8 protein-coding genes are annotated in these 15,560 nt (G+C 36.8%); 2 read left to right on the forward strand and 6 right to left on the reverse strand.

Annotation, left to right across the window (positions count from 1 at the left end; genetic code table 11):
- Window positions 1–215: 215 nt before the first annotated feature.
- Window positions 216–2,141: a T9SS type A sorting domain-containing protein gene (locus tag J0M37_01175; GenBank protein ID MBN8583677.1), complete on the reverse strand. Its 1,926-nt coding sequence runs from the start codon at window positions 2,139–2,141 to the stop codon at window positions 216–218.
- A gap of 934 nt (window positions 2,142–3,075) precedes the next feature.
- Between J0M37_01175 and J0M37_01180 the strand changes: the two genes are divergently transcribed.
- Complete coding sequence (locus tag J0M37_01180) at window positions 3,076–6,330, forward strand: DNA methyltransferase (protein MBN8583678.1); 3,255 nt, start codon at window positions 3,076–3,078, stop codon at window positions 6,328–6,330.
- Complete coding sequence (locus tag J0M37_01185) at window positions 6,324–6,581, forward strand: hypothetical protein (GenBank protein MBN8583679.1); 258 nt, start codon at window positions 6,324–6,326, stop codon at window positions 6,579–6,581. Before J0M37_01180 ends, J0M37_01185 begins: the two co-directional genes overlap by 7 nt.
- Before the next feature lie 45 nt (window positions 6,582–6,626).
- Here J0M37_01185 and J0M37_01190 read toward each other — a convergent pair whose 3' ends face one another.
- The 5 genes from J0M37_01190 to J0M37_01210 all read right to left on the reverse strand — a co-directional run bounded on the left by J0M37_01190 (window position 6,627) and on the right by J0M37_01210 (window position 15,547).
- Complete coding sequence (locus J0M37_01190; GenBank protein MBN8583680.1) at window positions 6,627–8,075, reverse strand: T9SS type A sorting domain-containing protein; 1,449 nt, start codon at window positions 8,073–8,075, stop codon at window positions 6,627–6,629.
- A gap of 280 nt (window positions 8,076–8,355) precedes the next feature.
- Complete coding sequence (locus tag J0M37_01195) at window positions 8,356–8,766, reverse strand: T9SS type A sorting domain-containing protein (GenBank protein MBN8583681.1); 411 nt, start codon at window positions 8,764–8,766, stop codon at window positions 8,356–8,358.
- Window positions 8,767–9,208: 442 nt separating this feature from the next.
- Complete coding sequence (locus J0M37_01200) at window positions 9,209–9,625, reverse strand: hypothetical protein (GenBank protein ID MBN8583682.1); 417 nt, start codon at window positions 9,623–9,625, stop codon at window positions 9,209–9,211.
- A gap of 1,160 nt (window positions 9,626–10,785) precedes the next feature.
- The gene (locus J0M37_01205) at window positions 10,786–12,837 is read right to left on the reverse strand and encodes a T9SS type A sorting domain-containing protein (protein ID MBN8583683.1); all 2,052 of its coding nucleotides are present in this window, start codon (window positions 12,835–12,837) and stop codon (window positions 10,786–10,788) included.
- 424 nt (window positions 12,838–13,261) lie between these two features.
- Window positions 13,262–15,547, reverse strand: a complete 2,286-nt coding sequence (locus J0M37_01210; GenBank protein MBN8583684.1) for a TonB-dependent receptor — start codon at window positions 15,545–15,547, stop codon at window positions 13,262–13,264.
- Window positions 15,548–15,560 lie beyond the last annotated feature (13 nt).

Genomic DNA, 15,560 nt, shown 5'->3' on the forward strand with positions numbered 1-15,560 from the left:
GATCTGTTTGTTGCTGTAAAAAAGGTAGCCTAATATTACAAACGGAAGCAAAAGGAATACAAAAATTACCGGCAATATTAATAGTGACATTTCTTAACTCTCCTCTTTATAAATATTTTATTCATTTTATCATTTAATCAGATATGGATATCCTGAGATCAAGATATCCATTCTGATAATTTTCATATTTTGTTTAATTTATAATAATCATTTAACTATTTAACAAGTGTCATTTTTCTTATATCGGTGAATGAACCTGCAGTAAGCTTGTAGAAATACACACCGCTTGAAAGGTTCTGAGCATTGAACATTACATTATACGAACCGGGGTTTTGCATTTCGTTTACAAGCGTCTGCACTTCCCTACCAAGCAGATCGTAAACTTTCAATTCAACACGCTGAGCGTCAGCTATGGAGTACTGTATCATAGTGCTCGGGTTGAACGGGTTCGGGTAATTCTGTGAAAGGCTGAATGAAACAGGATTATTGTTTCCTTCTGAATTATCCTCTTCGAAAGCCAGATCGAACCTGTGGCCTGCATTTGTGATAATAGGAAGCTCAACATATGAATTGCTGCTGAGATAAACTGTATGATCTCCGTTTTTCATGGTAGGCAGAACGAACGGATTTGTACCGAAGAACTCAACATCTGTGTGCGCTTTATCAAGATTTGTAATAATGATCTGGATCTTGCTTCCTGCCTGGAATTTATGTGAATGAGCCTGGCCGCGGAATGTAACCTGCCTTCTCTGTCCTTTTGTATAATTCCTGTCTGTAAAGTTCGCGCGGTTGATGAATCTTCTTTCGCCGCTTGGAAGCACTTCATATATCTGGTAATTGAACTGGCAGAATGTCTGTGCTGCTGATTTATAATCAAGCCTTACAACAGGCGCCCCTGTCCATTCAAGCGGAGCTGTTAAAGCGGTTGAAGTGAACTTAACTGAATCTTTTTTGAACTTAGTTTCAAAATTCGCTCCTGTAAACTCATCATTAACTGCCTGCTGAAGTGTGTATCCGTTTGTAATCCTGTTCCTTAAAGTAACTGAATTGCTGCCTGATTGTACTGTGGTTTTTAATACACCGTTCTTATTCAGGTACAGCCTCATCGGAACAGAAGCATTTCTTAATAAAGTTGTGGAGCTATCATGTGTGAATGAAAAATAGCGGTTTTCAACAACCGGGAAATGTGTATATGCATACTGGTATTTAGCCTGGTCAAAGATCGGGGTCTGCATTCCCCACAAAGTCTGGAAGAAGAAATTGTTGAACCAATCCATATGCCAAACATCTTCAGTATAAGATACATCGCTGCCGTGGCCGCGAACTGCGCCAAGATATGAAGTTAACGGAGCATTTGTAATTTTATCAATGTGGAGCATCCATCCATCAGCATTGAAGAATTTATCCTGCCATGCAGCTTCAACGAGTACAGGTGTTGTAATATTGCCCAACCCGTTAACAAAATCCCTGCCGATAGGCATATAATATTTTAAGCTGTCCCAATATGGTTTTGTATCTGCATAGATCCAGTCTGACATTCTGTCAACCTGACCGTTGTATCTTGCAGTATCAGGGGTATATTCAATTGTCCATAATAATGACATTTTTGCGCAGCCGTTCTCAATCCAGCTTGAAGCGAAATCAGGGGGAGCAACTGAATTAATAATTGCTGCAACCTGCATTCCTCTGATAGCAGCTATCATAGGAACAGCGCCGCCCTGTGAGCCGCCCATGATGAGAATTTTTGAAGGATTTGAACCGTTAACTGAGTCACGTTTTACCCATTCAACTATTTCGATCAAGTCGTCTGCTTCAATTGTGCTGATGAGGTTTGATAATCCTCCTGATAAGCCCTGTCCGCGAACGCTGAAGGTCATAGTATAATAGCCGTATTCAGCCTGTGCACGGCAGAAATCTGCCAGAGTTTCTTTGTGATCGCCGTACCCGTGGTGCATTATCACTGTATTCCATCCGCCTGCCGGAGGTGTAACGCCAACCGGAACGTATTTTAAGCAGTCAATAATTACACCGTCACGCATTGTGATGGTGAAATCAGTGCGCTGAACTGCAGCGGGATTATCAGTCTGGATCGGGAGTAAATATGAAGGTGTCCATGTGTTAAGGTTTTTTGGTTTGTTCATGACCTTTTTGTTCTGGGTATAAGTAACCTCAGAGTAAGCCATAAAAAAAAGAGCCAATGATAAGCATATCATCAATAGTCTCTTTGTATTTCGGGTTTCAATAGCATTCATCTTAATAGATGTCCTTTCAGATATAGATTATTAATTAACAAAAAATCTATTCTGCTATTGTATTCCCTACGAATTATCTGATACAAATATAGCCCTCCGGCTAACCCTAAAACAATCGTAAATGCATGTAAATGCATAATTACCCTTAAAACCCAAATAATCCTCGATTCACTGTATAACGGTAGCCCGATATTTTCTAACGTAATCGGGTGAGTTATTTTGTTCAGTATAATTGTGAAAATAACATAATTGCTATAAAGCATTGATATATATGGATTTGGAAAATTGATACAAAGGTGTCTCACATATTTCTCAATATTCATATAATACTTTTGTATCGAATTTTGAGACAAAGCCGAATCGATCCAAAATGTCAATTTTGCAGGTGAATTTGAATTATTACTATGATGAGTAGTCTGGAAAACCCGAAAATCCGTGTAAATTTCAGGCAGCATTATTCTAATTTGTCTCATAAATTGAAGTGAAATATTAAAAACTCTGCATATTGTGTGATTCCCGTTAAATATTGCAGGAAGTCGCACCAATGGTCGTTTTTCAGTATAAATGAGACAGTGAGACACAACACAAAGTTCATGTAAGCTAGCGGGAATTAACAAAAATAGAGAATTGATCATATCCGGGTCATAATTGATTATATGCTTTACGCATATATCACAATATAATATATGATATTATCATATGCAAGGGGGTGATGTTATTTTATATATATAAATATGAAGTTTTAATGTATTGATTTATATGAATATGACAATTAATATGCATGAATTATCTTATAAATTAATTTAACTCAGCCTTTTCTTAAATGACAATAGAGCAATATATTGAAAGCGTTAATAAAAGGTATAGGCTTGGTAATGCAACTGAACACACTTTCAGAGGTGACCTTCAACAGCTAATAGAAAGCCTTGTACCGGGGATAAATGCAACTAATGAACCGCAAAGACAGGCATGCGGAGCACCGGATTATATCCTTACCAAAAAAGAAATACCTATTGGTTACATAGAAGCAAAAGATATTGGCGATACTGATCTTGACGGCACAAAAAAAACCGGAAATAAAGAACAGTTCGACCGCTACAAAGCCTCATTGGGCAATATAATTTTTACTGATTACATAAATTTCCATTTATACCGTGAAGGCGAATTTATTACTAAAATTGCTATTGCTGAGTTAACATCTAAAGGTATAAAACCCCTGCCTGAAAATTTTTCAGAATTTACAGTATTTATAAAAAGCTTTACTTCATATACAGGGCAAACGATAAAAGGCAGTAAAAAGCTTGCAATGATGATGGCTGATAAAGCTAAACTGCTTGCCTTAATAATTGAAAAAGCATTGGCGGGTGATGAAGAAACTCAGCAGAACAGTACATTAAAAGACCAGTTAACCGCTTTTAAGCAGATCCTGATACACGATATAACAGCAAAGGGTTTTGCAGATGTATACGCCCAGACCATTGCTTATGGAATGTTTGCAGCACGTTTGCATGACCCCACTTTACCAACATTCAGCAGGCAGGAAGCGGCGGAACTGATACCGAAATCAAATCCATTTCTGCGTAAGCTGTTTGGGTATATTGCGGGACCCGATATTGACGACCGCATAAAATGGATAGTTGACGACTTGACAGAAATTTTCCTGGCATGTAATGTAGAAGAGATACTTGCGAATTTCGGCAAGGCTACCAAAACAGAAGACCCTATAATCCATTTTTACGAAACTTTCCTGAGTGAGTATGACCCTAAACTGCGCAAAGCCCGCGGCGTTTGGTACACGCCTGCACCTGTTGTGAATTTTATTGTAAGGGCTGTTGATGATATTTTAAAAACTGAATTTAACCTGCCGCAAGGTTTAGCAGATAACAGCAAAACTAAAATAAAAGTAAATTTACAGGCAACAGATAAACGCTATAAAGAAAATATCAGAACTATTGAAGAAGAAGTTCACCGGGTGCAGATTTTAGACCCTGCAGCGGGTACGGGTACATTTTTAGCTGAAGTAGTTAAACAAATTTACGCAAAGTTCAAAAGCCAGCAGGGTATTTGGAGCGACTACGTTGAAACTAACTTACTGCCCCGCTTAAACGGTTTTGAAATACTTATGGCAAGTTACGCAATGGCGCATTTAAAGCTTGACCTGCTGCTTAAAGAAACCGGCTACAAGCCAACACACCCCTCCTTTGGAGGGGCAGGGGGAGGTCGCTTGAGAGTTTACCTTACCAACAGCTTAGAAGAAAGCCACCCCGAAACCGGAACACTATTTGCGAATTGGTTAAGTACAGAAGCAAATGAGGCTAATTACATAAAACGTGATACGCCTGTAATGTGTGTAATTGGAAATCCTCCTTATGCTGTAAGTAGTTCTAATAAGGGCAAATGGATCCAAAATCTAATTTCAGAGTACAAAATAGATTTAAATGAACAAAAAATAAATCTAGACGATGATTATATAAAGTTCATTCGATATGGACAGTATTTTATTGATAAAAATGGAAGTGGCATTTTAGCTTATATTTCAAATAATAGTTTTCTTGATGGTATAACGCACCGCCAAATGCGGAATCATCTTTTAAAAAGTTTTGATAAGATTTATGTTTTGGATTTACATGGTAATAGCAAAAAAAGAGAGGTTAGTCCCGATGGTTCTATAGATCAAAATGTATTTGATATAATGCAGGGAGTTAGCATAAATATATTTGTGAAAACTGGTAAAAAAAGAAAAATAAATTTAGGATCCGTTTACCACAGTGAATTTTTTGGCAAAAGAGAGGATAAGTATAAAAAACTAAACAAAAATACTATTAAGAATATAAACTGGGTTGAGCTAAATTATACCAGCCCCAATATGTTTTTTGTTCCAAAAAATTTTGATGAAAGTAAAATGTATGATTCATATATTAGTCTGGATGATTTATTTTTATTAAAAGGACCAGGTTGTAAAACTGAAAGAGATGGTGTAAATATTAAATTTAGTTACAGAGACTTAAAAAATATATTAATAGACTTTATTAATTTAGACGAAAATGGTTTAAGAATCAAATATAATTTAAATAAAGATAGTAGAGATTGGAAAGTAAATTGGGCTAAAAAAGATGTTAAGGATAATTTTAATGATACATTGATTAAAGAATACTTGTACAGACCATTTGACAAAAGATACATTTATTATTCTGGTATTTCTAAAGGTTTTGTTGGTACACCAGGCTATAAAAGGTTTGCAAATATGCTCAAAGAAAATATTGGTCTAATTTACCCTAGAATGTGTAAAGGTAGAGGTGGTTTTCAACATGGATTTATTTCAAAGAATATTATTGATGTTGCAAGTGGTGATGCTTTTTCAGGTGCGGGTACTTTTTTCGCCCCATTATACTTATATCCACTAACAAGCATTCAACAAAATGTTTTAGTATCCAAAGAAAGAACACCAAATCTTAATCCGGAAATTGTAAAGGAAATAGCAGAGAAATTGGGATTAACATTTGTGCATGAAAAGACCTCCCCAACCCCTCTAAAGGAGGGGCTCGAGAAGCAAACATCGGCTACCTTGAAGCAAGGTGAGACTTTTGCCCCGATTGATATTTTAGATTACATATACGCGGTGCTGCACTCACCAGCATACAGAGAAAAATACAAAGAATTCTTAAAGATAGATTTCCCGAGAGTTCCGTATCCAAAAGATAAAAAAACATTTTGGAAATTAGTTAAGTTGGGCGGGGAATTGAGGGAAATACATTTGCTTGAGAGTCCCGAGGTAGATAAATTTAAAACTAAATATCCGGTCACTGGTGATAATGTTGTAGATAAGCCAAAATATATTGAGGTAAAATCGGGGGTAGGCAAAGTACATATTAACAGTTCGCAGTATTTTGAAAATGTACCGGAAGCAGCATGGCATTTTTACATAGGCGGTTATCAGCCTGCACAGAAGTGGCTTAAAGACCGCAAAGGCAGAAAATTAGAGTTTGATGATATATTGCATTACCAAAAGATAATTGTTGCATTAACTGAAACGGGCCGGCTGATGAGTGAGATCGATAAGGTGGGGGTAGAGTGGTAAACAAAACGCTACAAAAAAATCTGGAAATACTAAAGTTTAAAGAAAGTAATAATTACGGTTCAATGGTTGGCTATATTGATGATATCCGTTTCACGGCAATTGAACATCCATTTGGCAAGGTTTTTCTTTTAACGGCAGATTGCTCAATTACTCGTACAGTTTCACAAATTGAAGAAAATGTAACGGTAGAAGCTGATTTAAAAGAAATAGCAGAGGTAATGGTAAAAATGTATGAAAAAGTAAAATCATAAATACTATTTTTAATAAATTCCGAAATACAATCAGTTTCACACTCTCTATTTTAGAAGTATCATTTTCTTTATATCTGAAAAGTCCGGTGTAATTATCCGGTAAAAATATATACCACTTGCATGGCTTTCGGCATTCCAATTTATGGAATATACTCCAGGGTTAAGTACTTCATTAACTAAAACCTCAACTTCTTTTCCGGTTATATCTGTGACAATTATTTTTACCAAATCAGTTTTAGGTAAATCAAAATTAATATTAGTTACAGGATTAAAAGGATTGGGAAAATTCTGCATTAATTCAAAATCACCTGGTATTTCATTTGATATTGGTATAATTCCAATTGGGTTAGCTGTTGGATTCTTTTTGTAATAAATTTCGCCATTGCCATGTCGTAAATCAGTCCACAGAATATTTAATGTAGAATTTGATACAGATAATGAAGTGTTATCAGAACTTAAAAGATTATTAGTCAGGAATAAATCTGGATCCCAATTTATACCAGAGTCCGTAGAACGCTTGTAACATACATCAGTATGTCCAGAAGTAGATTTTGAAAAAACTATATGCAGCGCATTTCCTGAAACCTCAATAAAAGGTTTTCGTGACGCAACTGTATTTGTAAGTCTCGTATCGGTTCCCCAACTTTCACCGTCATCTGAAGAAATTTTATAATATATTTCATAATTTGAACTTCTATAGTCATCCCAAGCTACATAAATATATTGACCCGAATGGGAAACAGTTGAATATTGAGAACTGCTGGTGTGATTTGTTAATCTGATATCAGATCCCCATGTTGTTCCATTGTTAGTTGACTTTTTATAATATATTTCTCCATTAATACCATCTCTGTTATCAGTCCATGTAACATGTAGGGTTGTTGCATTTACGGTAAAACTTTGTTGGTATGAAGAAGCTGAATTATTTGTTAATCTTATATCATTTCCCCAATTTAGTCCTGAATTTGTGGACCTTTTATAATAAACTTCATTGTTGCCGTCCCTATTGTCTATCCACAAAACATGTATATTTGTGTTATATACTTTAATACAAGGTTGTTGTGAAATATAAGCACTATTGGTTAATCTTGTATCAACTCCCCAGTCCAAACCGGCATTTGTTGAACTTTTGAAATATATTTCGTCATTGTTATTCCGCCTTTCAGCCCACACGATGTATATTTGCGAACCGTTTACCGCAATTGAAGGTGACGCAGAATTTTGCGGATCATTAGTTAATCTGGTATCTGCTTCCCAATTTGTTCCAACATCAATGGATCTCTTATAATATATCTCTGAATTTCCATCTCTCGTATCTTCCCAGACGACATGTACAAAATTTCCACTATTTGCAATACAGTTTGCATGTATTGAAGTTTGGGAAATATTTGTGTCATTAGTTAAACGAACATCAGGCAACCATTGTGTAAATATAGTTTTTGTTGAAATAATAGAAATAACAATTAATATTGTAAAAGTAAATTTCATTATCATATATTTTGTATAAATTTATTAAATATAATTGATTAACTTAATATTTAAAATCTTAATTCATCTTCGCATTAGTTTATTTACCGTCGTAGGATTTAATTGACTGCACGCCCTTTTGCCAATGCCTTCCGCTTCTCGAGGACTCAGTGGATTGTGTCCAAATTTATTAAGAATCAGTGGCGAATGGTTGTTGGTCACAAGACCAACAACAGGGTGAAAAATTTAAAACAAAAAACCCCTGATTAAAAAATAAACAGGGGTTGAAAATTTTTTTATTGTAATATTATTTAATAATATTCAATCTTCTTATTTCTTTGTAATTTCCAATAACCAGGCGGTAATAATAAATGCCTTTGGTCAGTTTTGCCTTGTTAAGATCCGCAGAAAATTCACCGGCTTTTTTATTTTCATTTATCAGAACGGATATTTCATTTCCGTTCGTGCTGAAAACTGAAAACCTTACGTAATCATTTTTAGGAATTGAAAAACTGAACAGTGTATTTGATGCCACTGAGAGATCAGTAGCTGAAGATAATTCTTCAGAGGTTAATAAAGCTGAAAGTGTTGTGGCTCCGGCTGCCCTGTTATCAGAATTTGATGCTGTTACAGTTCCGGCGGAAAATAAAAAAACAAATACCAGCAAAATTGCTGAAATTTGTCTTATAGAATTATTTCGGGGATCCATTGCTTTCATTTTAAATATAACCTTTCCTGTGAAATAGAATTAAATTCTTCTCTTCTGCTTTTCCCCTACTAATTGTATTACAAATATAGTTTTTATGATGCCCCCTAAACAATCGTAAACGTAAGTAAATATGGAATTACCTGTTAAACCCAAATGCTCCACTATTCACTGTAGGAAAAAATTTTGATAAAATCTAACGTGATATCGGTAGATGAACTGCCAAATTATTGATAATTATACAGAATTAATGGTAAAAATATAGCTATAAAATTTAAGAATTATATCTGATTAAATTAAATTTAAGTGAGGAAGGTAATATTTTAAAATTGTAACCGCTTCGGGTGATATAATTTCTGTAGTTATTAAAAGAAAATGAAAAAATATAATAAAAAAACCCCGGCAATTAGACCGGGGTAAACTTATTCGTTAAAACTGGATATTTTGTTATTTATTAATATATAACGTTCAATTTTCTGATCTCTTTGTGCTTTCCAACAACCAGGCGGTAATAGTATGTACCTGTTGAAAGGTTAGCGGGGCTGATATCTGCGCTGAAATCACCGGCATTTAATATTTCATCCATTAAAACTTTAATTTCTTTGCCTTTTGAGTCAAAAATTGAAAATCTAACATAATCACCTTTTTGAATAGCAAAGCTGAATATCATATTGCTTTCAATTGTGATCATTTCACTGTTAGAAAGCTCGCTGGAGGTTAATGTTGCAGTTTCAGAAGATTTTACTGTGGATGGGTTTTTTGCGCTGTTTTCATCAGCCAATGCTGCTGAAGTGCATAAAAAAAGAAGCATGAATGATAAAATAACCATTTGCTTCAGTGTTGAGCGGTTTGAGAAATTGATAGCTTTCATTTTTAAATATCCTTTCACGAATTAGTTTGTTTTAAACTTAACTCTGCTATCCTGGTTTTCCCTACCGAATTAGTAATACAAATATAGCTGTTGGGGTGACCCTAAAACAATCGTAAATGCATGTAAATACATAATTACCCTCAAAACCGAATACTTCAACCTTTCACTGTAGAGGCTTTTAGCCTGTTCACTCCATTCAAAAATGGCGGATATAATTAAGCCGATTTACCCAATATCCCTACCGGGATTTGGGGTATTCACGGTAGCCGGATTTTGGGGTAATTTGTTGATTTTTAGCATTTTTTGGGATTTTTTGAAGGTTTTAATGTACTGGTATCGGTTGGAAGATAGCATTTCGCACATAGGGAGCTGTTTAGAGAGAATTAAGGAAGTACAGGGTTTATGGGAATTTTGATCAGATGATTAGTTACAATTTCGCAAGCATAATTGAATTTTTGTTATTTCGCCCCTTCGGGGCTAATTTAAATTGTTCTGTCCTGTCTTGTACAACGCCTGGATATTGTCGCCCATCCAGAGATACCATTAGTTATTATAATTTTCCGATGGGCTTTGCCCATCGCTGTGATATTTCGCCCCCTCGGGGCTCTTGCGGAGCTATGATAGATAAAAATTGTACTTTACCCCCTCCGGATTCCCCTAACAGGGAAAGGTATATATAAAAATACCCCGGTCTTTACAAGACCGGGGCAATTTAAGCTGTTTACTCGCTTCAGTGATATCCTTCGTTATTTATCCCTGAAGTTTGGGGGTAACAGCATTAATCTGCGAAATAAATTCTTATGCCTTCTGCTGCAAACGGTAATATTGCGAACATTGTGAAAGCTAATATTATTATTGTACTCATTTTATTTTCCTTTTTCCTTTTTTATTGTTATCTGCTTTTTTTGCTGCTTAAATTTTACTGCTTTTTTTTGTTGCTGCTTTTTTTTGTTGCTGCTTTTTTCTTTTGCTGCTGCTTATTTCTGTTGCTGCTGCTTATTTCTGTTGCTGCTGCTTATTTCTGTTGTTGCTGCTCTTCTTTTTTTAAGTTAACGGGCTCACGTTTCATAGATTTCTTTAGTGGTGAGCCCTTTAACTTTCGGCTTAAACAGACCAGCTTCCCTTTTTTCCGGTCTGCTTATTTGCGAGATGAATGCAAATTATTTAACCAATGTCATTTTCTTTATGTCAGTAAAGCTTCCTGAAGTCAGCCTGTAGAAATACACACCGCTTGAGAGGTTCTGAGCATTGAACATTACATTATATGAACCGGGGTTTTTAACTTCGTTAACAAGTGTCTGTACTTCTTTGCCTAAGATATCATAAACTTTTATTGATACGTTTTCTGATTTAGCAACTGAATAGCTTATAACAGTATTCGGGTTGAACGGATTAGGGAAATTCTGTTTAAGCTCAAATTTCTCAGGAATATTGCTGCTGATGGTGCTGTTATCTTTTTCGAACAGGTTATCTGCATTGGGTCTGCCGCTGCCGTTATTTACGAACGGAAGATCAACGTAGAATTTGTTTGTTAACAGCATTATAGATGTACCTTTTTTCATTGAAGGCAGAACGAACGGGTTAGTTCCGAAGAACGCTGTTTCTTCAGCAGTTCTATCGAAATTGGTAACCTTAATTCTGATCCTGCTTCCTGCTGAAAAAATATGTGAGTGAGCTGAACCGCGGAAAGTAACATCTTTCCTTGAAGGAAGGAAACCATAATTGTTATTTCTATCCTGGTAGTTCAGTCTTGTTACGAATCTCTGTGTACCGTTTGGAAATACTTCATAGATATGGAAATTGAACTGAACGAACGGTTTTGCTGTTGAAATGTAATCCATTTTAATTACCGGTGTACCGGTCATTTCAGTGTTTGCTGTGAGCGGTGTTGTTTCATAAACAACGTCATCTATCTTGAAGTTATTTGTGAAGTTTGTTCCTTTGAATTCATCGAGTACAGCCTGCTGAATAGTATAGTTATTTCTTACATCATTGCTTAACATGTCAACATCAGGCAGCCAGCAGTTATTATTTGCTGTGGTTTTAAGCTTGTTATTGCTGTTAAAGTAAAGCCTTGTTGGTGTTGAAATGCTTTTTACAAGAACTTCTGAGCTGTCATGAGCGAAGGTCCAAGCATTATTTACAACAGGAGCTTTTGTTGAAGCGTATTGATATTTATCGATAGTAAAGATATTTGTCTGCATTCCCCATAAATTCTGGAAGAAGAAATTATTGAACCAGTCCATATGCCAGATATCTTCTGTTGATGAGTGCTCGCCGCCGTGACCCTGAACTGCGCCCATGTATGATGACATAGGTGAGTTGATGAGGTGTATGTTCTGCAGCCAGCCATCAGCGTTAAAGAACTTATCCTGCCATGAAGCTTCAACTAAAAGAGGAACTGTGTTGTTATGTAAAATTGTTGTGAAGTCTCTATCTTTAGGCAGCCAGTAAGCAAGGCTATCCCAATACTGTTTATTTTCTGCATAGATCCAGTCAGACATACGGTTAACCTGTCCGTTATATCTTGCTGTATCGTTTGTATATTCAATTGTCCATAATAAAGTCATTTTAACGCAGCCGTTCTCTATCCAGCTTGATGCGAAGTTTGGAGGAGCAACTGAGTTAATGATTCCTTTTACCGGAAGTCCGCCGGGCATACAGGCTGCCATAAGCGGTAAAGCGCCGCCCTGTGAACCGCCCATAATTAATATTTTATCTCTGCCAACGCCGTTTGCAGTATCGTTTCTAACAAAGTTCACTATTTCCTGAAGGTCCTGCGCTTCTATTCTGCTTATCAGATTTGAAACACCGCCTGAGAGGCCCTGACCGCGTACGCTGAAGGTCATAGTATAATAACCATATTCAGCCTGCATGCGGCAGAATTCTGAAAGTGTGCCTTTATGATCGCCGTAGCCATGAACCATGATAACTGTGGGCCATCCGCCTGCGGGAGCCGGAGCATCGGGGATCCATTTAAGACAGTCAATTACAACGCCGTCTCTCATTGTGATGGTAAAATCGGTTTTGGTAGCTGTGTAAGGATTATCGCCCGGAGAAGCGGGTAAATAATTTGGTTTCCATGTATTAACACCGCCGGGAATAGTTATTTCCTGGGCAGTTGTTGTGTAAACTGTAACAAATAAAAAAAGAAGCCCTGATAATAAACTGATCAATTGCTTCTTGCTGAACTGGGAAGTTATAGCATTCATCTTATGTAGATTTCCTTTCTGAGGAGTTTTTTAAATTAGTTGATTTAAAAATCTTCTCTGCTACAATTTTCCCTACCGAATTAGTGATACAAATATAGCCGGCGGGCGAACCCTAAAACAATCGGTTTTGTGCAGTATAAATGAAATTACCATTTAAACCGAAAATTTAATGTATTCACTGTATCAGGGTAAACCCGAAATCTTCTAACGTATTTCCACTAGAAAGGGTTTGCAGAGTATTACTTCTTAAATTAAAAATGCCGATTATTGTTAATAAACGGCATTTTTGGGGACTTTGTTTACATTCCCAAAATGGTCCGCCTTGGCGGATTGGGAATGAGAATTATTGAAGCAAGTTTAGTAATACTACAACTCAACGAGTCAAAAACTCGTAGAGTAGTTGACCAGCTCCCAGGGAGAGTTTTTAAAATTGGATGCTGAAGCCGCCGACGGGCAGGAATTTCCATTGGTAAATTGTGCCCTGCTCGTTTTTGTATTCATTCCAGAAGTATGAATATACATTTTCTGTGTTGAATGTATTTTGAAGCTCTATATATGTCACAATGCTCATATTCTTGAAATTCCATTTTTTATCAACTCTTAAGTCAAGCCTGTTATAATCTTTATACCTGAAGCCGTTAAAGTTATTGAAGTCACTGACTCCCCTGCCAACAACGGTAGAAGCGTTAATGTCAAAAGGCGTATAGGGTCTGCCGGTAGTATAGCGGAATTTCAGCCCAACGAGCCAGTCGTTGGTTAGCTGGTAACCTGCAATAATTGTTAAATTATGCCTGTAATCAAAGGAACCGGGTTTTTCTCCGCCTTCGAGTCCTGTAACCCGGCTATCTGCAAGCGAATAATTTATCATACCGTAAAAACCGTTGCCTGTAAGCTTTTTGTGCAGGGAAAAATCAATACCGCGAGAAAAACCTTTACCTTCGCTCACTGCTTCACCGAACATCAGGTTGGGGCCGTTCTCGGTTCCACCACTTATGAGCACATAAGTGGGTATAACTGTGCTTACCGGGTAATTTTTGTAATCCTTGTAATAAGCTTCTATTGACATGCGCAGCTCAGGTGAAAAAAGGTGCTCGATACCAACTACAAAATGATTTGCCTGTATGAATTTCAGGTTTTCGTTGCGTGGGTCTGCAGTTAGCCAAATGTATTCAGGTGACTGGTAATACATACCAGTTGATGCGCTGAGAGTTGTATTTGCAAATAAGCTGTAGCTTATGCCAAACCTGGGAGATGCAGCAATATTTTTTTTAATTCCTGAAAAATAATCAACCCTGGCGCCTGCATTAAGTATTACCCTGTTACCCGGTAATTTTAGGGTATACTGGGCAAATCCGGATGCTTTGTAATAGCTATCTTTTACATTTACGTTTGTTTCAGGTATGGGGTCACCGAAAGAAGTTGTATCGGCTACATAAAATGTTTCATTTTTAAATTTTATGTAGCGGGCGCTGCCGCCAAGTATTAAATTATTGGATTTATTCAGCTGGTAAAATACCTCTGATTTAAAATTAAAATCGCTTTCGTAGGAATCATACTTGAACTTCAGCTCATCTGTCCGCAGGTCATAATTAGTATAATTAAAAAACGCAGAAGAATTCGCAAGTACGGTTTGCCAGTAACCTTTTTTGAAAAGTTTCTTCAGATTAAATCCTGCAGTAAACTGCTGCTGATCTCCTTTAGCTTTACCATACGGATTATCATCGCTTATTTCGGGTGATTCACCTTCAAAGCTGATCTTATCCAGGCCGCCTATACCAACAAAATTCAGCCTGGTATTTTTATCAATATCATACACAGCTTTCAGATTAAAATCCCAGTAATCAGGCACGGCAGCAAGTCTTATAGCGCCTTTTATAAGATTGAGGTAACTTTTCCTGACCGAAAAAATGAATGAACCTTTTTTGGTGAAAAGCGGTCCTTCAAAAATTCCGCCAAAACCAGCGGTAGAAAGATTGATATCACTCAGAAAGCTTTTACGGTAACCTTCACGGAATTTGACATCCATAACAGATGAAAGCTTATCGCCGTAGCGGGCGGAAAATCCGCCGGTAGAAAAATTAACATCATCAATGAATTTTACATTTATCATACCAATTGGCCCGCTTGATGAGCCCTGAGTAGGGAAATGGTTGACATTGGGTATTTCAATACCGTCAATCATAGTAAGGTTTTCAGCCGGTGAGCCGCCGCGTACTATAAGATCATTACGCTGATCGTTGGCAGGAGATACACCGGGCATTATCTGCAGCATTCTGGAAATATCCTCAACAGCGCCGGGTGCGCGGCGTACCTCTTCAAAATCAAGGTTATAGCTGCTGGTGCTTACATCAGTGTTCTTCTGGAAATATTTGCCTTCGACATCAATTTGTTCTGTGGTGATATTTGAAAGCAGCAATTCAATTTCAACATTTGCCGGGCGCGAAGAATTCACGACAACATCTGTATGAATAAAAGCTTCATAGCCAAGGCAGGTAACTTTAATTTCATAAGTCCCCAGCGGAATATTTATAAACTGAAAATTGCCCCTTGAATCGGTAACGGTTTTTAGATCAGTATTCAAAACCGTAACGGTTGCTTCAGGAACCGGGTTTGTTGTTTCTTTATCAGTTACTTTTCCGTTTATTATTCCTTTATCCTGAGCGAAAACCGCTGCTGTAAAAATCATCAGGAATACAATAATTCTCTTCATATAGCTTTAATAT

This window comes from Ignavibacteria bacterium (genome assembly GCA_017303675.1).
Taxonomy (GTDB): Bacteria; Bacteroidota; Ignavibacteria; order Tepidaquicellales; family OLB5; genus OLB5.